17 protein-coding genes are annotated in these 22,635 nt (G+C 73.5%); 11 read left to right on the top strand and 6 right to left on the bottom strand.

Annotation, left to right across the window (positions count from 1 at the left end):
- Window positions 1-29 precede the first annotated feature (29 nt).
- From ABZ810_RS36480 to ABZ810_RS36465, 4 genes are all read right to left on the bottom strand, one after another.
- Window positions 30-809 (bottom strand): maleylpyruvate isomerase family mycothiol-dependent enzyme, encoded by a 780-nt coding sequence (locus tag ABZ810_RS36480; protein WP_358411096.1) that lies wholly within the window; start codon window positions 807-809, stop codon window positions 30-32.
- Between the two features lie 67 nt (window positions 810-876).
- Window positions 877-1,431 (bottom strand): dihydrofolate reductase family protein, encoded by a 555-nt coding sequence (locus ABZ810_RS36475; RefSeq protein WP_358411094.1) that lies wholly within the window; start codon window positions 1,429-1,431, stop codon window positions 877-879.
- Window positions 1,432-1,552: 121 nt separating this feature from the next.
- On the bottom strand, window positions 1,553-4,240 hold the full coding sequence (locus tag ABZ810_RS36470) for an AAA family ATPase (protein ID WP_358411091.1): 2,688 nt from the start codon (window positions 4,238-4,240) through the stop codon (window positions 1,553-1,555).
- A 102-nt stretch (window positions 4,241-4,342) separates the two neighbouring features.
- Window positions 4,343-4,783 carry a VOC family protein gene (locus tag ABZ810_RS36465; RefSeq protein ID WP_358411088.1) on the bottom strand — a complete coding sequence of 147 codons (441 nt, stop codon included), beginning with the start codon at window positions 4,781-4,783 and terminating at the stop codon, window positions 4,343-4,345.
- Between the two features lie 147 nt (window positions 4,784-4,930).
- Here ABZ810_RS36465 and ABZ810_RS36460 point away from each other — a divergent pair, with 147 nt between their 5' ends.
- The 8 genes from ABZ810_RS36460 to ABZ810_RS36425 all read left to right on the top strand — a co-directional run bounded on the left by ABZ810_RS36460 (window position 4,931) and on the right by ABZ810_RS36425 (window position 10,463).
- Complete coding sequence (locus ABZ810_RS36460; protein ID WP_358411086.1) at window positions 4,931-5,668, top strand: VOC family protein; 738 nt, start codon at window positions 4,931-4,933, stop codon at window positions 5,666-5,668.
- 293 nt (window positions 5,669-5,961) lie between these two features.
- The gene (locus ABZ810_RS36455; RefSeq protein WP_358411084.1) at window positions 5,962-6,909 is read left to right on the top strand and encodes a hypothetical protein; all 948 of its coding nucleotides are present in this window, start codon (window positions 5,962-5,964) and stop codon (window positions 6,907-6,909) included.
- Between the two features lie 283 nt (window positions 6,910-7,192).
- Window positions 7,193-7,555, top strand: a complete 363-nt coding sequence (locus tag ABZ810_RS36450; protein WP_358411082.1) for a DUF2089 domain-containing protein — start codon at window positions 7,193-7,195, stop codon at window positions 7,553-7,555.
- Window positions 7,552-7,803, top strand: coding sequence for a hypothetical protein (locus tag ABZ810_RS36445; protein ID WP_358411080.1), 252 nt, complete (start codon window positions 7,552-7,554; stop codon window positions 7,801-7,803). Before ABZ810_RS36450 ends, ABZ810_RS36445 begins: the two co-directional genes overlap by 4 nt.
- 19 nt (window positions 7,804-7,822) lie before the next feature.
- A complete protein-coding gene (locus ABZ810_RS36440) occupies window positions 7,823-8,251 on the top strand; it encodes a hypothetical protein (protein ID WP_358411078.1) in 429 nt (142 codons plus the stop codon).
- Window positions 8,252-8,282: 31 nt separating this feature from the next.
- Window positions 8,283-9,077, top strand: a complete 795-nt coding sequence (locus tag ABZ810_RS36435) for an ATP-binding cassette domain-containing protein (protein WP_358411076.1) — start codon at window positions 8,283-8,285, stop codon at window positions 9,075-9,077.
- Window positions 9,074-9,835, top strand: a complete 762-nt coding sequence (locus ABZ810_RS36430) for an ABC transporter permease (RefSeq protein WP_358411074.1) — start codon at window positions 9,074-9,076, stop codon at window positions 9,833-9,835. The genes ABZ810_RS36435 and ABZ810_RS36430 overlap by 4 nt, the downstream gene beginning before the upstream one ends.
- Before the next feature lie 49 nt (window positions 9,836-9,884).
- On the top strand, window positions 9,885-10,463 hold the full coding sequence (locus ABZ810_RS36425) for a DUF1707 domain-containing protein (protein ID WP_358411072.1): 579 nt from the start codon (window positions 9,885-9,887) through the stop codon (window positions 10,461-10,463).
- A 164-nt stretch (window positions 10,464-10,627) separates the two neighbouring features.
- Here ABZ810_RS36425 and ABZ810_RS36420 read toward each other — a convergent pair whose 3' ends face one another.
- Together ABZ810_RS36420 and ABZ810_RS36415 are read right to left on the bottom strand one after the other, a co-directional pair.
- Window positions 10,628-11,668, bottom strand: coding sequence for a hypothetical protein (locus tag ABZ810_RS36420; RefSeq protein WP_358411070.1), 1,041 nt, complete (start codon window positions 11,666-11,668; stop codon window positions 10,628-10,630).
- A 71-nt stretch (window positions 11,669-11,739) separates the two neighbouring features.
- Window positions 11,740-13,863, bottom strand: a complete 2,124-nt coding sequence (locus tag ABZ810_RS36415; RefSeq protein ID WP_358411068.1) for an MMPL family transporter — start codon at window positions 13,861-13,863, stop codon at window positions 11,740-11,742.
- Between the two features lie 291 nt (window positions 13,864-14,154).
- Between ABZ810_RS36415 and ABZ810_RS36410 the strand changes: the two genes are divergently transcribed.
- From ABZ810_RS36410 to ABZ810_RS36400, 3 genes are all read left to right on the top strand, one after another.
- Window positions 14,155-15,420: a histidine kinase gene (locus ABZ810_RS36410; protein WP_358411066.1), complete on the top strand. Its 1,266-nt coding sequence runs from the start codon at window positions 14,155-14,157 to the stop codon at window positions 15,418-15,420.
- Complete coding sequence (locus tag ABZ810_RS36405) at window positions 15,417-16,094, top strand: response regulator transcription factor (protein WP_358411064.1); 678 nt, start codon at window positions 15,417-15,419, stop codon at window positions 16,092-16,094. The genes ABZ810_RS36410 and ABZ810_RS36405 overlap by 4 nt, the downstream gene beginning before the upstream one ends.
- A gap of 144 nt (window positions 16,095-16,238) precedes the next feature.
- Complete coding sequence (locus ABZ810_RS36400) at window positions 16,239-22,592, top strand: tetratricopeptide repeat protein (RefSeq protein ID WP_358411062.1); 6,354 nt, start codon at window positions 16,239-16,241, stop codon at window positions 22,590-22,592.
- Window positions 22,593-22,635 lie beyond the last annotated feature (43 nt).

Raw genomic sequence — 22,635 nt, 5'->3', positions numbered from 1 at the left:
CGGTGCCAGCCTGCGGGGAGGCGCTCGGGTCAGCCCTCGGTGACCCAGTCCATGTGCTCGATCCAGTGGTCGAACAGCGCCTTCTCCCCGTGAAACTCCAGCGTGGTGGCCGCGTTGAGCGGCCGGCGCCTGCTGATCACGAGCAGGAGATCGACGGCTGAGCCGCGTACCGCGACGTCCGCCTTGGCGTGCGTGCGCTCCAGCGCGACCTTGCCCGGTTCCCGGCGTGCCACCCACTCTCCCGGCGCGTCGGTCGCGTGGAAGTGCAGAGTCTGGCCGTCGCCGCGCATCGCGTCGGCGAAGCCCGGCCTGTTCTCCCAGTAGCCGCGGGAGGTCATCGTGTCCAGCCAGTCCTCGAGGGCCTCGACGGCGAGCTCCGGCGCCAGCTCGTACGGCATGCCGAGGGCCGCGGCCCCGTCCGCGCGATGCACGCAGGCCTCGCCGAACAGCCGGCGGGACCAGAACGGCACGCCCGCGGCGGCGCCCGACGGATCCCACACCGGCGTGTCATCGGCGACCGACGCGAACGCCTGGCTCGCCTTGGCCGCGCCCTCGTTCAGCCAGTCGCGCCACTGGCCCGAATCGGTCGGACCCGGAACGTAGCCGGCGTACGCCTTGCTCGGCTCGTCCATCCGCTCGCCCACGAGCATGGCCACCATGCGCTGGGTCCCGCCGACATGGTCGACGAGATCGGTCAGCGTCCACTTCGGACATGTCGGGACGGGGGCCGTCGCATCCTTGCCGTGCATCCAGTCGGCAAGGATGCTCGTCTGCTCGACGACGGCCTTCAAATACGCTGATGTGTCCATCTCTGTACCTCCAAGTGTCGTGTGTTCTACCCGAGTCGGCGGGGTCAGGTCGTCTTGGGCGGCCGGATCAGCCGGTCGCGGGCCGGTAGCGCAACCACACGACGCCCGACCGGTACGGCGTCGCGGCCACCAGCTGAAGGCGGATGGGGCCGACGCCGTCGAAGATGCGCGAACCCGCCGCCCACAGCATGGGATGGACCCGCAGCCAGAACTCGTCGACCAGTCCCTGGCGGGCGAGCTCATGGACGAGCTCGCCGGCACCGGAGACGATCAACCTGCCGCCGTGCGCGTTCTTCAGCTCCGCCACGGCCTGGTCGAGGTCACCCTTGATGAGGGTGGCGTTCCATTCCAGCGGCTCGGTCAGCGTGCGCGACGCGACGTACTTCGGCATGGCGTTGATCCGGCCGGCGAAGCGCCCGAGCACGGGGTCCTCCGTCAGCTGGGGCCAGACGGCCGCCAGGCCTTCGTAGGTCTTGCGGCCGAGGACCATCGCGTCGGCCAGGACCAGCTGCTCCAGCCCGGCGTCCGAGCTGTCGTTGTCGAGCGCCAGCCAGTCCTCGTGCGAGGGCGACTCGAACACGCCGTTGGCGGCGATGTCGTTGTGGACGATGAGCTGTCCCATCGCGGGTCCTCCGGTCTCCGTCCGTGAGCGGGTGGTGTTGTGAACGGTAGGAGCGGAGGCGACGGGGCCGCATCGGTCGAACGACTGGCGATGACGTGCCCGCGTACTTACCCGATGGGCTTCACAGGTCGAGCTGGGACAGTTCCGCGCGCCGGCTGATACCCAGCTTCGGATACGCCCTGTAGAGGTGATGCCCTACGGTGCGAGGGCTGAGGAACAACCGAGCGGCGATCTCGCGGTTGCTCAGCCCTTGTGCCGCATGCCGTACGACCTGCAACTCCTGCGGCGTGAGGCGCGCGACGCCGCTGACGGCCGCGGGCGGCTCGGGGGCCGCGCCGCCCAGCGCGTTGAGCTCGGTCCTGACCCGTCGATGCCAGCCATGCGCCGCGATGCGCTCGAACGTGGCAAGCGCCTCCAGCAGCTCGGCCCGGGCTGAGGAGCGGCGGCGGTTGCGCCGCAGCCATTCGCCGTACGCCATCCGCGTCCGCGCCCGGTCATAGGGCCCGCACCCCTCGACGCCCAAGGACGCCTCGAATCGCTGCCCGGCCTCGGGTCCGTCGCTGAGGAGTGCCTCGCATCGCAGGGCCAGCGCGGTCGCCACCGGGCTCCGCGTGTGCTCCGCCCACGCGGTGAGCCGGGGCAGATGCCGTCGCGCGCGCTCCGGGTCGCCGGCTCGCACCCCGGCCTCCACGTGGTCGGGAATGGCCCGGATGGTCACGTCCCAGCCGCACATGCCGCCGCAGACGCCGTCGAGCCGGTCGAGGGCGGCGGCGGGGTCGCCGTCCATGAGGTCGATCAGGGCCAGTGCCCACTCCGCCTGGGCGGCCGCCATCGCATGATGCCGGGGATCGTTCAGAACGAGGCCGGCCTGCCGGGACGTGGCGGCCGCCTCACCGCGCGCCGCGGCGAGCCAGGCCGAGATCGCGGTGAGGACGACCACCTGGAGGTCCTGACCCAGTTCGGCGCCCAGCGACATGGCCTCGGCCACGTTCGCGGCCGCGTCCTGGAACCTGCCGGTGACCAGTTGGGCGAGCGCGAGCGGCTCCTGGGCGTAGGGCAGCCAGCCCAGCGCGCCCTGGTCACGAAGCGCCGCGACGTGACCGTCGAGCAGGGGCACGGCGATGTCGTCCGCGCCGATCAGCACGCCCATGAAGCCGGCGGTCAGCCGCTCGACCGACCCTTCCACGCCCCCGGTGTGGGCGGCCTGGACCAGATCGCGCATCGGTGGCACGGCCGCCTCGGGCCGGCCGCGCAGCAGGTCGGTGAAACCCACCAGGCCGCCGGTCATCTCGGGGGAACCGCCGCGGACGATCCGCAACCGCTCCGCACATCGGCTGAGCAGCTCTTCGTCCGCCGCGTCCCGCGCGCACCAGGTCGCCTCCGTCAGCAGGCCGACGGCCAGGACCGGATCAGCCGTGAGAACGGGCGTGACGGCGTCGAGCGCAAGCATGCTCGCTCCGGCGGGCGAGCCGCGCTCGTAGGCGACCTGAGCCCGGACCCACCCCGCCTCGGCCGCCTCGACCGGGTCACGGGTCAACGCGGCACCGGCGGTGGCCAGCTCGGCCGCACGATCGAGCCGGCCGGCGTCATAGGCCGCACGCGCGGCGGCCACCAGGCGCCGGGCCCGGACGGCGGGGTCGCCGCTCAGCTGCGCGGCCCGCTCCAGTGCCCGTGCGGCGCCCATCGGCCCGCCGCGGCCGAAGGCCCGTTCGGCGGCCCGCTCCAGGTCCGCCGCCACCTCGTCGTCGATGCCGCCGGTGGCGGACGCGGCGTGCCAGGCACGGCGGTCGGCGTCCCGCGGATCGGAGAGGGCGTCCGCGAACGCCCGGTGCGCCTCGAGCCGCCGCGCGAAGGGCGCCTCCTGGTACGCCGCCGCGCGGATCAGCGGATGCCGGAACTCCACGGCGTCGGACGTCACGCGGACGAGGCGGCCGCGCTCGGCCGGCTCCAGGTCGGACGCGTCCAGCCCGAGCCGCCCGGCGGCGGCCAGGAACGACAACGGCTCGGAGCCGTGATCGGCGGCCGCGAGCAGCAACGCCAGCCGGGTGCGCTCGGGCAGCGCGCGGATCTGCAGGCGATAGTGCTCCTCCAGCCGTCCGGCGGCCGCGAGCGGGGCGACGGGTGCCGGCGGCGTGCCACCGGCGGCGCTGGCCGCGAGCTCGACGATCGCGAGCGGATTGCCGCCCGACTCCAGCAGGACCCGGTCGGCGATCTCCTTCGGCGAGGAGCCGATGGCGGCGAGAAGCCGGGCGGAATCCCGGTGATCCAGGCGCGGCAGGCGGATGTCGTCGATCCCGGAGGCGATGAAGGGGCGCTCGCCGTCACGCACCGCGAAGATCGCCGCGATCGGGTCGTCGTGGAGCCGCCGCACCGCGAACAGCAGGGCGTCGACGGATGACTGGTCGAACCACTGGGCGTCGTCGAACAGGCATAACAGCGGGCCGTCGCCGGCGAGTTCCGAGAGGAGCGTCAGGGCCGCCGCCCCCACGATGAGCCGGTCGCCGGAGGCGGACCCCGTCCCGAACGCGGCGTGCAGCGCTTGTGCGTGCGGTGCCGGCAGGGCGTCGAAACGGTGGAGGTCGCCGGCCAGCATCACCTGCAGGGCGGCGAACGGGATCTCGGCCTCGGACTCGATCCCGACCACGCGCAGCACGCGCATGCCGTCGGCGATGGCGGCCGCGTAGTCGAGCAGCGCCGTCTTGCCGATCCCCGCCTCGCCCCGCATCACGAGCGACCGGCTCCGGCTGTCCTTCGCGTCGGCCACCAGGCGAGTCAGCCGCGACCGTTCGAGGGAGCGCCCCACGATCACCGGATCAGTGTAGCCATCGAGCCGTGCAGGCCATGTCGTCTTTGCCGGCCGCGCGGGGCTCATGCCGGCCCTCGGCGCCCGTACCGCACGAACGCGCCGCCGTCAGCCGAGCTGCTGGGCCAGGCCGACGATGATCCCCTCGGGGCCGCGGACATAGCAGAGCAGGTAGCTGTCCTCGAACCGGGCCACCCCGCCGACGAGTTCGGCGCCGTGCGTGCGCAGGCGGGCGACGACGTCCTCGAGGTCGTTGACGGCGAACATGACCCGGTGCATGCCCACCGTGTTGTGCGGCGGGTTCTGCGGATTCGCGCCGACCGCCGCGGGGGTGCGGTACTTCGCCAGCTCGAGCCGGCCGTGACCGTCCGGGGTCCGCATCATCGCGACGTCGCAGCTGACGCCGTCGAGCCCGACGGTGACGTCCGCCACGGGGCCCTCGACCCGCGCCGTGCCCTCCACCTCCATGCCGAGTTCGGTGAAGAAGGCGATGGCGGCGTCCAGGTCGTCGAAGACGATGCCCACGTTGTCCATCCGCTGAATCGTCATGGCGGTTCTCCCTCATCGTCGTGCGGCTCGTCCTGCCGGAACGTGCAGATCTTCCAGGAAAATCGACGAGAACGCCGCGGAACCTCAGCTCGTGGCCGATAACCGGCGGTTTTTTGGCCTTCCCTTCAGGGACATAAGATCAGCGTCATGGCGACACGGCTCGTGCAGATCGCGATGAACGCCCGGGATGACGCCGCCCTCGGCCGGTTCTGGGCGGAGGCGCTCGGCTGGACCATCGACAGCGAGGGACCGGGCGTCACCAACCTCGAACCCGAGGGCTTCGACTATCCCGACCCCATCGCGGTCTGCATCGACATCATCACCGTTCCTGAGCCCAAGACGGTGAAGAACCGCGTTCACGTCGACCTCGCGACCACCTCCGTCGAGCATCAGGCGGAGCTGGTCGCACGCCTCAAGGCGCTCGGCGCGACGCCCGCCGACATCGGCCAGGGCGACGTCCCGTGGACGGTCCTCGCCGACCCGGAGGGCAACGAGTTCTGCGTCCTGGAGCCTCGGGAGATCTACCGGGACACCGGGCCGATCGCCGCGGTGGTGGCCGACTGCACCGATCCGCGGGTCATGGCGCGGTTCTGGGGCCAGGCGATGGACTGGACCCTGCACGAGGTGAACGACGATCACGCGGTGCTGCGCTCCGCCAAGGGCGTCGGCCCGTACCTGGAGTTCCTCCGCACGCCCGACGCCAAGACCGTGAAGAACCGCGTCCACCTCGACGTGCGGCCGTACCCCGGTGACGACCAGGCGGCGGAGGTGGCCCGGCTGCGCGCGCTCGGCGCCACCGACATCGACCTCGGCCAGGGCGACGTCCCGTGGACGTGCCTCGTCGACCCGGAGGGCAACGAGTTCGACGTCCTCACCCCGGGCTGACGCGGACCCTCCTCACCTACGCCTGGTCCGGCGGCCGCGTCCAGCGGTGGCGCGTGCCGCACCTGACCGTCCGCACCGTCCGGGCCGGAGAGCACCCGGACGGCGGTGGCGATGTCCCGCGCGCTGCGAGCCACCGGCCCGACATGCCAGGAGCGGGCCGGCGCGTCCGGCCAGTGCCCGGTGATCGAGATCCGTCCGCACCGGCCCCGAACCCGCCGGTCCCTCTCGCGGGGGAAGCGAACGGCTCTTACGGGGGAGGACGCCGTCACCCGTGAGGGCTGAGACTGCTGATCATGTACGAGACAACTGCGGTGGGGCCTCGCTGGAGCGCCGTACGGCGGCTCGCGGGTTACGGAGCCGCCCTCACGATGTCCTGCTACCTGGGCGTCAAGGCCGTCTGGGTCGTCGCGGGGCTGTTCGGGCACGGTCCCAGCGGTATGAGGCTCGCCGAATGGCTCCTGTTGAATGTCGCCACCGTGGGGATGTCCGGTGTTGGAGTCGCGCTGGGGCTGGCTCTGGCGCAGCCCTGGGGGCGCGGTCTCCCGGCGCGGCCACTGGTCTTTGTCGCGTGGACGGGCAGCGGGTTCCTGGTGCCGCTGCTGCCTTACATGGTGGTCAGCGCGGTGCTGGGCGGCGGCCAGGAGTCGGGCGGCGAGAACGCCATGCCGGCCTGGGAGGTGGTCCTGCTCACCATCGGCTTCATGGGGATGGCGGCCGGGCTCGCCCTTGCCCTCCCCATCTACCTGCGGGAACGCTGGCCGGGCGCGTTCCTTGGACGGGCCGGGGGAGCGGCGGGCAGGCCATCGGCCCCGTTGCTCGTTCTCGTCACTGGGCTGGGCGTGCTCTGGCTGTCATGGGCGTTCGGAGGCACCCTCGGTCTGGATCCGGCGCAGGCGGCCAGGATGGACACCAATGCCCGCCTCATGATCGGCAACGCCGGGATCTGGGCGCTGGTCGCGGCGGGCGCGCTGTGGGTACTGACGACCGGCCACGCTCTGTCCCGGCTGCCGCGGTGGGTGCCGATGACGCTGGGGTTCGCAGCGTCCGGCTCGCTGTTCGCCTGGAGCGCCTGGAAGCTGCCGCTGGCCCTCCTTCGCCCGGGTGACTACCGGTCGGTGGAGTACGTGCCGGTCGCAGTGGTGGAACACGGGCTGAGCATCGGCGCGGGCATCGCGATCCTGGTGGCCCTGCTGCGTACGGCCGTTGGAGCCCGGTGGCGATCGTCGGATATCGACGGATAAGGCCCTGACCTACCGCAGCCGGCTGCCCCGCCCCGCTGATCCCCGGCCCGCCTGATCGACGCCGCCGGCGCCGTGGCGTCCACGTGGCAGAGCTCGTCCCCGCCCCTCTTGATCAACAACGTCCACCGTTGTGCGGGCCGTTGGTGGTCTCGATGTCAGGAGGGCCGAGGTTCAGGTTGTTCAAGATCGAGATTGAGAAAATCAAGATCTTTGAGTTGTGGACTTAAGAAAGTCAAGATACAACTGAACAGCGGGCTGGTTGTCGCGAGCGAGGGGGCCGAGGGTGGAGTGGCGGGAGCTGACGGACCTGACGCAGGGCCGGGCGTTCGTGGTCGAGCGGGTTCGGCTGGCCGGGAGCGGCGTCGCGGTCGAGGGGCAGTTCGAGCCGCCGCAGCTGGCTCAGCTCAGCGCCGACGACCAGGTCTTCGTCGCCGTGTTCGTGCGGGCGCACGGTTCGATCAAGGAGATGGAGCGGATCTTCGGGGTGAGCTACCCGACGGTCAAGGCCCGGCTCAACAGGATCGCCGGGCAGCTCGACTTCGTCGACGTCGATCCGGCTCCCACCGGTGCCGACGTCGTCGAACGCCTGCGCCGGGGGGAGATCAGCGCCGAGGAGGCGCTGTCCGAGCTGGAGCGGCCCCGATGATCCCGCAGCTGGTCACGGTGCGCCGTCGCCGCCGTAGCGGCCGCTGGTCGCGGCTGTACGTCCCCGTCGTGCCGGTGCTGCTGGTGTTGTCACCGCTGCTGCTCCTGGCCGTGCTGGTCACGTGCCTGGTCTTCCGGGTGAGCCCGGTGGGCGCGCTGCGCGGCATCGGGCGGCTGCTGTGGGCGCTGCCCGGCACCCGCTTCGAGTACGAACAGGGCCGGACGGCCGTGCTGGTCAGCGTCAGATGAGTCGGAGAAGAGAGCCGTGATGAACGAGCAGCGCCGCCAGATCCTGCAGATGCTGGGCGAGGGCAAGATCACCGCAGACGAGGCCGAGCGGCTGATCGACGCCCTCGAACGAACGCGGCCCGAGTCGCCACCGGCCGAGTCCCGGTCGAAAGCCCGGCCCAAGTACCTGCGCGTGCTGATGAGCTGGTCGGACGAATCCAGCGGCGAGGCACCGGGCCGGATCAACATCCGGATTCCGCTCCAGCTGCTGCGCGCCGGGGTCCGGCTCACCAGCCTCATCCCGCCGGTGGCGATCACCAAGGTCAACGCGGAGCTCGACAAGGTGGGGGTCCCGTTCGACCTCGCCGAGCTCAAGCCGCAGGACCTCGAGGAGCTGATCGAGCACCTCGACGACCTCACCATCGACCTCGACGACCCCGGCTCCACGATGCGGGTGTACTGCGAGTGACACGGCCACGGGCCGACGAGAGGAGATCCCGATGACGGCACGGGCGATCCACGTTCAGGGTCTCGAGAAGTCGTACGACGACCTGCGCGTGCTGCGCGGCGTGGACTTCGGCGTGGCGCCGGGCAGCGTCTTCGCCCTGCTCGGCTCCAACGGCGCCGGCAAGACCACGGTCGTGCGGATCCTGTCCACGCTGCTCAAGGCGGACGCCGGCACGGCCACGGTCGAGGGCTTCGACGTCGCCACGCAGCCGGCGGACGTGCGGGAGTCCATCAGCCTCACCGGGCAGTTCGCGGCCGTGGACGAGATCCTCACCGGCCGCGAGAACCTCGTGCTGGTGGCCCGGCTGCGGCGGGTGAAGAGCCCCGGGCGGGTCACCGACGAGCTGCTGGCCCGCTTCCAGCTCACCGAGGCGGGGGAGCGGCGGGTGTCGACGTACTCCGGAGGCATGCGCCGCCGCCTGGACATCGCCATGAGCCTCATCGGCGACCCACCGGTGATCTTCCTGGACGAACCGACCACCGGGCTCGACCCCCAGGCCCGCCTCGAGGTGTGGAAGAGCGTGAAGGCGCTCGCCGGGCAGGGCACGACGGTGCTGCTCACCACGCAGTACCTGGACGAGGCCGAGCACCTCGCCGACCGGATCGCGATCCTCCACGAGGGGCGGATCATCGCCGACGGCACCCTCGACGAGCTGAAACGGCTCCTGCCTCCCGCCGAGGTCGAGTACGTCGAGAAGCAGCCGTCGCTCGAAGACGTCTTCCTCGCCATCATCGGCGCCGGCGCGGACGACCAGGCCACGGCCCGGCCCCCCGGGGAGCAACGATGATCACGCGCTTCCTGGGCGACACCGCCCTGCTGACCGGCCGGACCCTGCGCCACGTCACCCGCAGCCTGGACACCGTCATGACGGTCACGGTCACGCCGATCGCCCTCATGCTGATGTTCGTCTACGTGTTCGGCGGCGCGATCCGCACCGGATCGGATCACTACGTCGACTACCTGCTGCCCGGCATCCTGCTGATCACGGTCGGGATGGGCATCTCCTACACCTCGTTCCGGCTCTTCGCCGACCTGAAGAGCGGGATCTTCGAACGGTTCCAGTCCATGCCGATCGCACGGTCGAGCGTGTTGTGGGCGCACGTGCTGACCTCGGTGGTCTCCAACCTGATCTCGCTCGCGCTGGTCGTGCTCGTCGCCCTCCTCATGGGATTCCGCTCCGGTGCGGGACCGGCCGCCTGGCTCGCCGTCACCGGCATCCTCGTCGTGTTCACCCTGGCCCTGACCTGGCTCGCCGTCATCGCCGGCCTCACCGCCAAGACCCCGGACGGCGCGGGCGCCTTCTCGTACCCGATCATCTTCCTGCCGTTCGTCAGCTCGGCGTTCGTGCCCACCGGCACCATGCCCGGCCCGGTGCGCGCGTTCGCCGAGAACCAGCCCGTGACGTCCATCGTCGACACGATCCGCGACCTGTTCGCGCAACAGCCGGTCCATACCGGCATCTGGACCGCGCTCGCCTGGTGCCTGGGCATCCTCGTCGTCGCGTACGTCCTCGCCATGGCCACCTACCGCCGCAAGATCGCCTAGCCGCCCGTCCGCCGCGCCGCCGCATCGCGCCGCCGCCGAGGAGACCGAAATGCCGGCAGATCAGCCCAGCCCGCCCGCACTGCGCGCGTCCGACGCGGACCGCGACCGGGTCATCGACCTGCTGCGCGCCGCCGTCGCCGACGGCCGCATCGACCCGGCCGAGTTCGACGAACGGCTGGACGCGGCGCTGTCCGCCCGCACCATCGACGCGCTGACCCCGCTCACCGCCGATCTGGTCGCGGTGCCGGGCGGCGGCAGGCCGGCCTTGCCGCCCGCCGACCTGCTCACCCTCAAGGAGAAGCACGGCTCGGTGCGCCGCGACGGCCGATGGACGCTGCCGCGCAGGCTGGCGCTGCGCACCGCGTGGTGCGAGGTGATGCTGGACCTGACCAGCGCGGTGCGCACCGCGCCCGAGCTGGTCATCGACCTGCGCGTCCGCGGCGGGAACGTGGAGCTGGTCCTCGCGCCGGGCATGGTGCTGGACGCCGGCGAGGTGTCGGTGCGGCACAGCGTGGTGGCGATCGACAGGGACGCCGACGACGGCACGCCGGAGACGCTGTACGTCCGCCTGGAAGGCCGGCTGCTGCACGGCCGGCTCGCCGCCAGGTGGCAGGCGCCCCGCCGCTGACGCGGTCACCGCGCGAAGGCCGCGCTAGCCGTCCTTCTCGCCGCGTTCATCCCGCTGGCCTACACCCTCGGCACCGACTTCAAGCCCGCCCGGCGCATCCCTCGCGACCACGTCCTGCACTGGGACCGCTGGTGACCGGGCCGCGCCGGTGGCCGGCGCGCCGATCAGGTCTGCTTGAGGACCAGCGTGGCAAGCGTGTTGACCTGCCGCTGGAGCTCGGACAGGCCGGTGATGACCGAGTCGTCGGCGAAGGCCAGCAGGTCGTCGGGGTCGATCGTCTGCAGGTTCTTCACCGTCGAGGTGACCACCTTGCCGATCCGGGTGCGCTGCTCGTGCACGAGGACGTCGGGATCGGCGTCGACGGCGCCGGCGATGAGGTCCTGCACGTACTCGTACGCCTCGTTCACCTCCTCGACGGTCGCCTCGGGGTCGCGGACCGTCGCCAGCCTGGCCACCACGTCGGCCCCCTCGGCGGGGTCGAGGTCGATCATCTGGCCGCCGGGCGTCTTGGCCTTGCCCTCGGACAGCACCCGTTCCACGTAGGCGGCCCGCTCGACGCGGCGGGACTCGGCGGCGGCCTGCCTGCGGGTGTCGGGGTCGGTCAGGGCCTGCGCGATGATCGCGGTCCGTTCCTGCGGGCGGCCCAGCAGGGCCTCTCGCGCCGCGGCCGCCGTCTGCGGATCTCCCAGGATCGCCGCGCGCATCGCCGGGCGGTTGGAGGCGATGTCCACGGCCTTGTTGAAGCTCGTCCCGATCGACTCGGCCTCCGCGGCCAGGCCGGCGTGCCGGTCGGTGGTCGCCTCGTACACCATGAAGTACGAGGCCCAGGTGTCGGGCTCGGGCAGCGGAACGTCCTGACCGGGCGACAGCCTGCCGGCGGGCGGGACGACACCCTCGTCGGCGGCCCGCTCCCAGGCCCGCCAGTACCGGGACACGCGGGCGGCGTCGCAGCCGGCCTGCTCGGCGAACGCCTTCAGGCTCACCTTGCCGGGAACGGCCCCCGGCTCGCCCGCGGTGTCCGAGCCGCGCCGCTCGCCCTTGCGCACGCTCCGGGCCACCATGAGCGCGAACGTCCAGCCGCCGGCGGCCGAGAAGGCACCGAAACTGCGGGCGTCACGAGCCACCGGATCGGCGGCGGTCCCGTCCGCCGTGTCGCTGTCCAGGCTCGCGGCGCCCGCGTCCGCGGGATCAAGGCGCGCTTCCATGGCGTCCCTTCTGTCGGCGGAGACGGCGGCGCCCGGGATCTCGCCGCCAGCCTCACGGTGGTGGTCCTTCTTTACCGGTTCGGCGCCGCCGGTGCCATCAACCGCGCGGCACGGCGGCCGGGCCGGCGGGGGAGCCACCAGTTGGCGTGCCCCAGGAGCGCCATGGTCGCGGGCACCAGCACCATCCGGACGATCGTCGCGTCGAGCAGGATCGCCGTCGACAACCCCAGGCCCAGCATCTTCACCAGCGGCGACGGGTGGGCGAGGAAGCCGAGGAAGACCACCGTCATGATCAGTGCGGCGGAGGTGATCACCCGGCCGGTGCCCGCCATGCCGCGGGCGACCGACTCGGTGCTGTCCCCGGTGGCGTCGTAGTGCTCGCGGATCCGGGAGAGCAGGAACACCTCGTAGTCCATCGACAACCCGAACAGGACCGCGAAGAAGATCGTGGGCAGCGGCGAGGCGATCGTGTACGTCCGGTCCAGTCCGAACAGGTCCGCGCACCAGCCCCACTGGAACACCGCGACCACGACGCCGTACGCGGCGCCGATCGACAGCAGGTTCATCACCGCCGCCTTCAGCGGGACCACGACGGCGCGGAACATCACCATCAGCAGCAGGAACGAGGCCGCCAGGACCGCGCCGATGAAGACCGGGAGGGTCGTGTCGAGCTGCCGGGTGAGGTCGTCGGTCATGGCGGTGACGCCGCCGACGGCGACGGTGGCGGGCGCGAGGCCGCGGACCCGTTCCAGGGTCCGGGGGGTCTCGGGATCACCGGGGGCGGTCGTGGGGATGGCGAGCAGCACGATCGTGTCCCCTCGGGGCGACGTGCGCGGCGGGCCCACCGAGGCTATGCCCGGGTCGGCGTCGACCCGCGCGGACAGCGCGGTGACGTCCGTGGCCCGTCCGCCGGAGCGGCGCAGGTCGGCGACCAGGAGCAGCGGCGCGTTGTGGCCGGGGCCGAAGCCCTCGGCCAGCAGGTCGTGGGCGCGGCGGTGCGTGGTGCTCGTCCCGTCGTCGGCCGCGGTCGGGTAGCCGGTCCGCATCCAGAGCGCCGGGACGGCGAGCGCGATCAGCAGCGCCGACGCGGCGAGGGCGTACGGCCACGGGCGGCCGGCGACGTGATGGGCCAGCCGCCACCACGCCGTGGCCTCGGCGGCGGTGGCGGCGGGACGGCGGCGGCGGACGACGCGCCACCTGTCGATGCGGCCGCCGAGCAGCGACAACAACGCGGGCAGCAGGGTGAGCGCGCTGGCCACCGCGACGAGCACGACCAGCGCGGTGGTCACGCCGATCGAGGCCAGCAGGCCGACGCCGGTGAGCAGCAGCGCCGCCATCGCCACCATGACGGCGCCGCCGGCGACCACGACCGACGATCCCGCGAACGCCATGGCGTTCGACAGCGCGGTGCGGTCGTCCTGGCCGCTCGCCCGGTTGTCGCGGTACCGGGCCACGACGAACAGGGCGTAGTCGATGCCGACGCCCAGCCCGATCAGCGCCCCGACGCTCGGGGCGGCGGCCGTGACGTCCATCGCGCGTGCCAGCAGTGCGATGCCGCCCAGCCCGGCCGCGACGGTGACCAGGGCGATCACGATCGGCAGCAGCGCGGCGGCGACCGTGCCGAACACCACGAGGAGCACGACCAGCGCGGCGAGCAGACCGGCCGCCTCGGTGCCGGACGTCTCGGTCTCGGCGTTGACGAACGCCGCGTCGCCGCCGAGCTCGGCGATCGCGCCGGCCGTGCGGGCCGGGGCCATCGCCGCGCCGATCTCCGTGAGCGGCTCGGGCCCGAGCCCGGCCGACGGCCGGTCGAAGGTGATCTCGGCGTAGGCGATGCGCCCGTCGCGCGACACCGTGCCGGCGGTGAACGGATCGGCCACGCCGGCCACGTGCTCCACGGCGGCGATCCGGCCGAGGGCGGCCTGGACCGCGGGCCGGTAGAGGTCGAGGCGCTGCCCGTCCGGCGCGGCGAAGACGGCCTTGGCGCTGCCGCCCGCCGCTTCGGGGAAACGTTCGTGCAGCAGCTCGGCCGCGCGTTCGCTCTGGCTTCCCGGAACGGACAGGTCGTCGGCGAATCTGCCGCCGGCCGATCCCGCCAGCCCGATGACCACGACGAGCAGGACGGCCCACAACCCGATCGTGACCCATGGGCGGCGGGCGCTGGCGTCGCCGACGCGACGAATGACGCGATGCATGAGGGTGCTCCTTGGATTCCTCGGAGGGGCCGGATCCAGCGGCGGGTGCCGCGTCTGGACGGTCCGTTCAACCGTGCTCGCCAGCGCCCGGCCGGTCGCCCGCCCGGCGGCGGGATCGATCTCCCTCGCAGGGCGGGTCGTGAACGCCCCCGGGCCGCCCTCCATCACCGTCCGGCGGCGGAGGCGGCCTCCGCCCCGCGGCGGATGACCGTGCGCCCCCACGCTGCATACGGTGGCTCCGCGTCCGCCGACAAAGCCGTGGCGGACCGCCGCGACTCACACCGTGGAGCGATGGTGAACCGCACAACGCCGCCCGCCCGGCCATCGGCCCGGGCCGTCCCCCGAAGGTTCCCGGGCCCCTTCACCCGCTGGCCCGACGCCGCGGACGCCGTCCTCGCGGGCGTGGTCGTCCTGGTCCTGGTGTTCGTGCGCGACGCCGCCGGCGACGAGCTGGCCTTCCGCCATCCGGCCGACCTCAACCTCGCAACCCTGCCGGTCTTCGTCGCGGCGGGTGCGGCGCTGTACTGGCGCCGCCGCGCGCCCCTGGCCGTGCTCGCCCTCACCCTGGTGTGCTGGGCCCTGCTGCTGCCGGTCCCGCGCGCGCTCATCGGCGTCCCGGTGCTCCTCGCGCTCTACAGCGCCGGGCGGTACGCACCCGACGACCGTCCCCAGCCGGCCGGCGCGTTCCGGCCGAGCTCGTGGCGGGGGCTCGCGGGCGTCGCGGCCGCCGTCGTGCTCGTCACCGCCGACCTGCGCAACGATCCCGCGCCGTGGAGCGACGTCGCCTTCGGGGCGAGCTTCGTGATCGCGCTGTGGTACATCGGCCGCGGGCTGCGGCTGCGCGATCGCCACACCGCCCGGGTGCTGGCCGAGCAGGACGCCGAGGCGAGCCGCATCGTGGGCGAGGAACGCACCCGCATCGCCCGCGAACTGCACGACGTGGTCGCCCATCGGGTGAGCGTCATGACGGTGCAGGCGGGGGCGGCCAAGGCGATGGCCGAGCACGCCGCGGACGGCCCGGTGCCCGAGCCCGTCCTGCGGGCGATGGGGGCGGTCGAGGAGGAGGGACGGCAGGCGCTGGCCGAGCTGCGCCACCTGCTCGGCGTCCTCCGCCCCGACAACGGGTCCGACGGGCCGCAACCCCAGCCCGGCCTCGCCGACGTCCCCCGGCTCGCCGACCAGATCCGCGGGACGGGCGTCGAGGTGACGCTCGCGATGAGCGAGGTGCCGGCGGACCTGCCCGCGCGCGTCGACCTGTTCGCCTACCGCATCGTGCAGGAGGCGCTCACCAACGTGCTCAAGCACACCGGTCCCGGCTCCAGGGCCGACGTGCGGCTCGGCGTCAGGCAGGGCGGTACCGGCGGCGAGATCCTCATCGAGGTGCTCGACGACGGCCGTGGCGCGCACGACGAGGCGAACGGAACCAAGGGCGGCCACGGCATCGTGGGGATGCGGGAACGCGCACTACTGTTGGGCGGCACACTCGACGCCGGGCCGCGCCCGGGCGGCGGGTTCGAAGTCGTCGCCCACCTGCCCACCGGAGGCGAGCCCGCGTGAGCATCCGTGTCGCCATCGTCGACGACCAGGCCCTGGTCCGCGGCGGCTTCGCCATGATCCTGCGGATCCACGACGACATCGAGGTCGTCGCCGAGGCCGGGACCGGGGACGAGGCGATCGAGGTCGCGCGGCGGCACCGGCCCGACGTGATCCTCATGGACATCCGGATGCCGGGCCTGGACGGCCTGGAGGCGACCGAGCGGATCCTGGCCGAGTCCGACTGGACGGTCCGGGTGCTGATCCTTACCACCTTCGACCCCGACGAGTACGTCTACCGGGCGATGCACGCCGGGGCGAGCGGCTTCGTGCTGAAGGACATCCCGCCCGACCAGCTCGCCACCGCCGTCCGTACCGTCGCCGACGGCGGCGCGCTGCTCGCCCCTTCGATCACCCGGCGGCTCATCGGCCGGTTCGCCAGGCGCCTCACCGTCAACACCACCGTCGCCGCCCGCCTGGAACGCCTCACCGAGCGCGAACGCGAGGTGATGGCGGCCGTCGCCCGCGGCACCAGCAACTCCGAGATCGCCGCGGAGCTCTTCATCGGGCCCGCCACCGTCAAGTCGCACGTGTCGGGCATCCTCACCAAGCTGGGCCTGCGCGACCGCGCCCAGATCGTGATCTTCGCCTACGAGAGCGGGCTCGTCGAGGCGGGAGAGCGCGACATCGGCCACTGAGCCGGGCCTGCCACCGGCCCGCCGCCTGACCGACCACGGCCCGACCGGATTGCGTCAAACGCCGGAAATACCTGTTACCGATCATGTACGTTCCGACGCTGCACGGTGGAGATCACGGCGGGCGGATGACAGGGGTGTCGGGCGATGTCTTCGTGGGCCGAGCGGCTCAGCGCGGCGAACGCACAATGGCGGCAAGGGGACCTGGACGGGGCCACGACGGCGTTGCGGGAGATCGTGGTCGCGGGCGACGCCGAGACGGGCCCGGAGGCCGCGTACACGCTTGGCCGGGTCCTTCAGGACGGCGGTGACCTGGACGGGGCGGCGGCGGTGCACCGCTCGGTGCTCGCGGGCGGCCACCCCGTCTTCGCGCAACGTTCGGCGATCCTCCTCGGGATGATGCTGGTGGACGCCGACCAGTGGGCGCTGGCCCACCGGCCGCTGAGCGCCGCCGCGTCGGGGCCGGACGCGGAGATCACACTGCTGGCCGAGATCACCCTGGTGTCGGTGTCGCGGCGGCTGGGCGACTTCGGCGGCGCCGCGGCCGCGCTGGAGCGCGCCCGGCGCAGCGAACACCCGCGGGCCGCGGAGCTGACCGCGGAGCTGGAGACGCCGCGGTGGCCGGACGACGGCGGAGAGCGGGAACGCGAGGCCTGGGCTGCGTACGAGGCGATCACGGCGCTGGACGAGCACGAGGACACGCCCGGGTCCGAGGTCGTCGAGACGGCGCTCGACCGCATGCTGACGCACGGCATGCCCGAGCTGTGCTCGAAGGCCGCGTTCCGGCTGTACTCGATCCACGCCGCGCGCGGCGAGTTCGGCGACTGCCGGCGGGTCATGGAGCACGCGCTGGCGGCCGGCGACCCGGCCGAACGCGGCAGGTCCGAGAAGTTGCTGGGCGCGGCGCTGGTCGATCTGGGCGAGCCGATCGAGGCCCTGGAGGCGTACCGGCGGGCGGCCGAGGACCACCGGCCGGAGATCAGGCTCGACGCCCTCATCGAGCAGTCCAAGCTCGCCCGCGAGCTGGGCGACGACGAGGAGTGCCGGGCGTTGTTGCGGCGGGTGGCCGAGACCGGTCACCCGCGCTTCTCCGTCGAGGCGCGGGCCTGCCTCGGCCAGGTGCACGCGGAGGACCACGAGATCGACGAGGCCGTCGCGTGCTGGCGCGTGGTCCTGGACGCCGAGTCGGAGTTCCACATCGGCGCCGTCCACTTCCTGGGCATGATGCTGCACGGGCTCGCCGACGACGATCCGCGCCGCACCGCGATCATCGAGCTGCTGCACCGCGCGGCGGAGTTGGACGACTCCGACGTCTCGTTCCAGGCACGGCTGACGCTGGCGCAGGCCGAGACCGCCGTGCGCGGCCCCGACGAGGAGCGCGAACAGGCCCTCGACGACTGCGACACCGCCCTGGAGATGGTGCGCGCCGGCGACCTGCCAGGGGCCCGCGCGCTGCTGCGGCGTGTGGTCGACGCCGAGGTCGGCGACCAGTCCGACCGCGCGGCGCGGACGCTGGCCCTGCTGGAGCTGGGGGAGGGCGACGCCGAACAGGCCGAGGAACTGCTGGCGTTCATCGCCGACGGTGCGGACTTCGCCAACGGTTTCGCCGCGGCCGTCGACCGGCACCTGATCCTCGCCGGCGAGGATCATCCCGTGCTCGCCGCCTTCGTGGACTACCAGCGGCACGGCCGCGAGGTCGGCATCGCCCGCCACCAGGAGTGCGCGGAACACCCCGACGCCGCCGTCGCCGCGCTCGGGTCGAGCGTCCTGGCGCAGGTCATCGTCTCGCTGGGCGCGCCGCTCTCGCAGGGCGTGCAGCTGATCGAACGTGCCGCCGGCGCCGGTGACCCGCTGGCGCTGTCGCACGCCGCGGTCCTCTCCTGGCTCCTGCGGGGCGGTGACGACCCCGACACCGCGATCGAGCTGCTCCGGCGGGCGGCGGCCGGCGGGCATCCGGCGTTGTCGGCATGGGTGTCGCTGGCCCTGGGCGGCGCACTGGTCGCCCGGGGCCGGGAGGACGACGCCGACGAGGCGCTGGCCGCCTACACGCGCGTCCGCGACGGCGGGCATCCCGGCCTGCTCATGGAGGCCCACACCGGCCTGCTGCAGATCCTCGAAGGCCGCGGCGACCTGGCGGGCGCGGCGGCGGCGCACGAACGGATCATCGCGCGGGCGGACCGGCTCCTCGCCCCGCGCAGCGCGTGGCTGCTCGGCTTCACCCGGGTGCGGACGGACGACCTCGACGCCGCACGATCCGCCTTCGACCTGGTGCCGGAGGACCACGAGGAACTGGGCCCCGACGGGGTGTTCGCGCGGCGCCTGCTCGACCGCGACCTCGCCGGCGCCCGCGCGGCGCTGGCGGCCGTGCGGGAGCGGGGCGACGACCACCAGTCGTTCATGACCGGGCAGCTGGCGCTGGAGAGCGCGCACGCCTGGCAGCGGGGCGGGCACCTCGCGGCGGCCGAAGCCGCGCTCTCGCTCGTCGCCGAGGACGGCCCTCCCGAGCTCGTCCAGGAGGCCGCGCTCTATCTCGGCGCGCTGCGCAACGACGCCGGCGACGAAGCGGGCGCGGCGGAGGCATGGGACCGCGCGGCGGCGGGCGATGACGCGTTCCTCGCCCGGCGGGGCGCCCGGTGGCTCGCCGCCGCCCGCCGCGACAAGGGCGACCTGGAGGGCGCCGCCGCGGCGTTCCGGCAGGCCCTCGACGGGATGCCCACGGACGAGGACGGGTTCGCCGAGGTCCTGGACGAGGCGGTCGGTGCGCTGGCGGCCGTCGGCCGGGCGGACGAGGCCAGGGTCCTGCAGGCCGCGAAGGCGGGCGACGTGCCCCACCCCGACCTGGTGGTCGGTACCGTCCTGGGCCGGCTCGGCGACCTCACCGGGGCCGCCGCGTACCTGCGCAAGGCGATCGCCGACCACCCCGCCGACGTGGAGGCCGTCGAAGCCTCCGGCGTCGCGTGCGTGGAACTGGCACGGGTGCTCGCGCGCCGGAACGAGACCGCGGAGGCGGCCGACCACGGCCGTCGCGCCGTCGCGCTCTTCGAACGGCTCGCCGAGATCGGCGTGCCGTACGCGCCGGAACAGGTCGCCGCGGCGTCGCTCGAACTCGGCGACCACCTCACCGCGCTCGGCGACACCGGCTCGGCACGTCCCTGCTTCGAACGGGCGGCGGAGGCCGAAGAACCCGCCGTCCAGATGCAGGCGAGGGAACGCCTGGGCGTCGCGACCGCCAAGGAACGCGCGCTGCTGCGGCTGGGCGAGGGCGACCGGGACGGCGCGCTGGCGCTCTACACCGAGGAGTACGGCTCGAGCGACCTCGCCGGACTGCGGATGTCGCTCCTCGACGCCGACCGCGACGCCGTCCGGTCCCTGCTCGACCGGCTGCGGCCGACCGAGCACGCCGCGACGGCGTCCACCCTGCTCGCCGAGACGTGCCTGCTGTGGGTACGCCAGGACGACGCGGAAGCCCACGCCGTGTTCGACCTGCTCGTGGAGTACGGCCGGGCCGAGGACGTCGCGGAGGCCGCCGAGCACCTCACCCGCGCCTGCGACCTGGGCGGCGACTTCGACGCCGCGATCACGGTCGCGGAACGCGGCGCGGCCGTCGATCACCCGCGGGCGATCGCCTGCCTGCGCCTGCTGGTGAGCCTCCTGGCCGACGGCGACGATCACGACCGGGCCGAGGAGGCGGTACGGCGTGCTCTCGACAGCGGCGACCGCGACGCCGTCACCGACGGATTGCTGGCCCGCGCCGTCCTCGCCGAGCGCCGCGACGACCTGGCCGCGGCGGCGGCGACCTACCGGGAGGCGATCGCCGGCGCCGCCCTGCACTACATGCCCCACCTGCACGTCGGGCTCGGCAACGCCCTGCACGGACTCGGCGAGACCGAGGCGGCCTGCCGCGTCATGGAGCGGGTGCTCGCCAGCGACGACCACACCTCCGTCATGCACGCCGGCGCGCGGCTGGGCTCCTGGCTGTACGAGGACGGCGAGCGGGCGGGCGCCGCGGAGGCGTTCGGCACCGCCGCCGCGGCCGGGTGGTTCCATCCCGACCCGAACCAGTCCGACCACGACCTCTACCAGTGGCTCGGCGAAACCCTCCTGATCCTGGCGCGCGAGGTCGGCCAGGACGGCGACGCCGCGGTCGCGGTCCGGGCGCTGCACCTGCTGGCGGCCGGGGGAGTGCCGGGAGAGGCGCTCCAGCAGGCGCACGCGTACGCCGTGGAGGCGGCCGAGCAGGGCGATCTGAAGACGGCCCGCACGTACTACAAGGGCGCCGCCGAGTTCCCGCCGGACGGCGACGAGGCCTCGCTGATCGCCCTGGCGCGCCTGCTCGTCGAGCACGGCCACCAGCAGGAGGCCAGGGCGCTGCTGGAGCCGCTCACCGAATCCGCCGACACCGCCGTGCGGGCGACCGCCACCGCGTCCCTGCTGACCCTGCTGCGCGACATGGGCCAGGGAGCCCGGGCCCTCGCCGTCGCCGCGACCGCCGCCGGCCTCCCCGCCGGTCCGGACGAAGAGGCCGCGGACTCCGACCCGGACGAGCAGGCCGATCCGGACGACCTGGACTCCGTACGCGGGCTGCTGCGCGACCAGGCCGGGACGCCCACCGCGGGCGACGCGGGACGGCAGGTCATCCACGCCGCACGCGAGATCATGACCGGCGAGCCGGCGCGGGCCCGCCAGATGCTGGAGCTCGTCGTGGAGTACGGGGACCTCGACGAGGTCGCCACCGCGCACGACGACATCGGCGACATCCACCGCTACATCGAGGACGACACGGCCGCGGCCGTGGAGGCGTACCGCAAGGGCGCCGAGACCGGCGGCCCCGCCGCGCTCCTGCCGCTGCGCAGCCTGCTGAACGCGCTGCTGGAGATGGAGGACTACGACGGGGCGGCCGAGACCGCCCAGAGGGCGGTCACCAGCGACGACCCCGAGACCGTGGCCTACGGCTACTGGGCCTGGGGCGACTCGCGGCTCTACCGGGGCGATGCCGACGCGGCGGTGCGCCTCTACCGGCAGGGCATCGAGGTGGGGGACGACGACACCACCCCGCGCATCCGCATCGACCTGGCACGCGTCCTGCGCGGCGACGGCCGGTCCGATCTGGCCCGCGCCGAGCTCCGGCAGGCGGCGGCCGAGTCCGCCGACGCGGGCGTGCGCGTGCAGGCCGGCAGCATGCTCGGCCGGCTGGCGTTCGAGGAGGACGACCTGGAGACCGCCGCCCTGGCCTTCGCCCAGGTCAGCGCCATCGACGTCGACCGGGACGAGGACGAGCGCGTGGCCGCCGCCGTGGAGGACGCCGTCACCAACGTGTGCGTCGTCGCCAACACCGCCACGCGGCGGGAGGAGCACGAGCTGGCGGTCTTCGCGCTCGCGCACGCCGCGGACGCGGGGCATCCGGAGATCGCGTTCGACCTGTGCGAGACGCGCGCCGCCGAACGCGCCGAGGCGGGGGACCGGGCCGGCGCCCTGGTCTATGCCGAGGGAGCCCTCGGGTTCCTTCGCGACCCGGCCCCGGACGTGCAGGTCAGGCTCGCGGATCTCTTCGTGTCGGCGGGCGACGCCGCCCGTGCGCGCGCGACCTACGAGCGGCTGCTCGACCACCCCGACGCCGAGGTGAGGCTCGTCGCCGGGGGCCGGCTCGTCCCGCTGCTGCGCACCGTGGGCGACGCGGCGGCGCTGGAACGGGTGACCGAGCGGGTGCGCGGCGACTCGGCCGCGACCGGGCTCGACGACGCGGCCGCGACCGGGCTCGACGACGCGGCCGCGACCGGGCTCGACGACGCGGCCGCGACCGGGCTCGACGACGGCTCGCAGGCGCTGCTGAGCAGCATGCTCGGCATCATGCAGAGCGACCAGGGCGACGACTCGGCCGCGCTGCGCACCCTGCGCGGCGCCGCCGAGGGCGGCGAGCCGATCGCGCTGCTGACGCTCGGCGAGCATCTGGTGAAGGCCGGCGAACCGGCCGAGGCCCGGCAGGTCCTGGACCGTATCCCCGAGTCCGACGAACGGCTGGGCCGGCACGCCGTCGTGCTCATCGGCCGCACGTATCACGACGAGGACCCCGGCCGGGCCCGCGAGCAGTACCTGCGGGCGCTGAAGCTGCCCGGTGAGCCGGACGGCGCCGCGCCGCTCCTGGCCAAGATGTACCTGGGCGCGCTCGCCAAACGCGACCGCGACTGGCCCGAGGCGCTGCGCTGGTATCAGGCCGTGGTCGACTCCGGCGACGGCGACCAGGCGCCGCTGGCCGCCGCGCACCTGGGCGAGCTGGCGTACTGGCTCGGTGACCGTGACTCGGCGGCGCGCTTCTACGAGCTCACCCTGGCCACCGGCACCACCAGCGCCGAGCTGGTGGGGGAGGCGGCCTACCGGCTCGGTGAGATGCGGCTGAGCGACGGTCATGCCGAGGAGGCCAGGGAGCACCTGCTGCGCGCGGCCGGGTCCGGCGACGACACGTTCGCCGAGCAGGCCCGCAAGCTCCTCGGCGACTCGGCCTGAGCCCCGGTCGGCCGCTCTCGCCGAGACGGGTGCCGCGCTCGGC

Origin of the sequence: Spirillospora sp. NPDC047279, from assembly GCF_040643285.1 — a bacterium.
GTDB lineage: Bacteria > Actinomycetota > Actinomycetes > Streptosporangiales > Streptosporangiaceae > Spirillospora.
This window is presented reverse-complemented; position numbering and strand designations above follow the sequence as displayed.